The following is a 2,021-nucleotide window of genomic DNA, read 5'->3' on the forward strand; positions in this document are numbered from 1 at the left end:
ATTATATTATTATTGTTATAAAAATATCCTTTTAATGAAGTTTTCTCACGGATTTCATTGTCGTCATTGCGGAAGTATGTTGGTTGTTCGTTACGGCAAAAGAGAAGGTCGCCAACGTTATAAGTGTAAAGATTATCTTAAATTAAGTAATGATTTACCTAATTCTCCTATCTATCGTTCCAAAAAGGCAGACAAATGGGTTTCATTTATTGAATGTATGTTGAAGGGGCTATCTCTTCGTAAAACAGGGGAAATAGTTGGTATCACTCACGTAACTGCGTTTTATTGGAGACATAAAGTGTTGTCTGCTCTTGCGAAAGAAAGTATAGGTACATTTGAAGGAATAGTAGAAGTGGATGAAACCTATTTCTTAGAGAGTCATAAAGGCCGAAATACTATCCCAACTCGCAAATCAAGAAAACGTGGTGGTTCAGCGTCAAAAAGAGGTATCTCCAATGAACAAGTCTGTGTATTGGTAGCAAGAAACAAAACAACCCTTTCAAAGCGTGTCGGTTCAGGCAGAATTCTAACAGAACAAATCGATACAACCCTTACATCCCATTTCCAAAGTGATACGGTGCTTATTTCTGATGCTCATAATTCATATAAATCTTATTCGGCTAAAAACGATTTGGAACACATTATCATAAATGGCAGTAAGCAAGAATATGTCAAGAAAGGTATCTATCATCTTAACAATACTAATAATTACCATTCCTAATTAAAGAAATGGATTAGTCACTTTAATGCGTTTCTACGAAGTATTTACAGCTCTATTTAGTGTGGTTTCAGTTCCTTGACATTAGGAAAATGGAAAGTGACTGAAGCAAGAAAAAGCTGATGCTTATTTTATCAAGTGTTCTCGGAACTTGGGAAACCGCAGATACATTAAGACTTAGAAACATCGCTTTTTAAAATTACTCAATATTTCTAATAGAGAATTACAAATATTCATCAATGGTTTTACATAAAAATAGAGCTTGGAACTGTATCCCTAAGCTCATTTATTTTACTGTCCATTTTTTGCTAAAGCACCCGTTAGTTTAAGTGATATACTTTACAAACTTCCTCTAATCCGTTAAAAAGACGATGCCTTGTTAAGGCATCGAACAGTTATAAAATTTATTCAATACTCTCATAGATTTCAATTAGTGAACCCTCAGGATCTCTAAAATGAGCTACTTTAATTCCCCAGCCTTCTTGTGCAGAAGGCTTTGTTATGAATTCAACCTTTTCTTTTAATTCCTTATATTTCTCTTCAACATTATCGACCTTGAAAATTAAAGCAATTTTATCAGTATTATGAGTATAAGAGACACTCTCAGCACCTATTGCTTCAAGCATTTGTTTCCTCTCAAACAATCCTAAAATACAACCACTAAATTTAAATTCAGCATATAAAGAATCTTCATTTCCCCAAGTAACCTCAAAACCTAAAACATTTCTATAAAACAAAAAACATTCTTTATAATTATTTACTAATAATCGTGTGTGTGTCAGCTCCAAACTAATTCACTCCAATTCTTTTCTTTACTATGTAGATATATACCTAATTTCTATATAAAACAAGATTTTCCTTCTAGAACTAACCTGCCCCGATAGTTGCATAAGAAAAGGAGCTGCTGATCAGCTCCTGATAGTGAAGTAAGTCTTTTATTTTTTTTTGATAAATATTCTTTTTAAAATATCAATGACAAAAATTGAAAATATAAAAATTAAAGTAGAGATTATGGCAGATGGATTATCAAATCGAGATTCATAATTAGCTATCAATATAAGATAAACTAATAATCCTGCGAAATATATAAGAATTGTTTTCATCATTAGCTTAGATATCCTTTCGAATTCTTCATCCTTTAATTTAAACAAAAATTCCTCTTCAATCTCTAGAATAATCTAAGTTCTTCCTTAACTAACCTGCCCCGTTAGTGCCATAAATCGAGTAGGAGGAGGCGCCTAGCCTCCGACCTCTCACACCACCGTACGTACCGTTCGGTATACGGCGGTTCAGTTTAAGTCTG

At 33.1% G+C, this 2,021-nt stretch carries 1 protein-coding gene and 1 pseudogene; one reads left to right on the forward strand and one right to left on the reverse strand.

Annotated elements, in window-relative coordinates; translation table 11 throughout:
* Window positions 1-915, forward strand: a pseudogene (locus ACFWE9_RS26780) (IS1595 family transposase); the annotation flags it as partial.
* A gap of 207 nt (window positions 916-1,122) precedes the next feature.
* Here the strand turns inward: ACFWE9_RS26780 and ACFWE9_RS26785 are convergent.
* Entirely contained in the window at window positions 1,123-1,506 is a 384-nt protein-coding gene (locus ACFWE9_RS26785; RefSeq protein ID WP_230160783.1) for a VOC family protein, read from the reverse strand.
* Window positions 1,507-2,021 lie beyond the last annotated feature (515 nt).

Origin of the sequence: Peribacillus sp. NPDC060253 (assembly GCF_042727425.1) — a bacterium.
In the GTDB taxonomy this organism is placed as follows: domain Bacteria; phylum Bacillota; class Bacilli; order Bacillales; family DSM-1321; genus Peribacillus.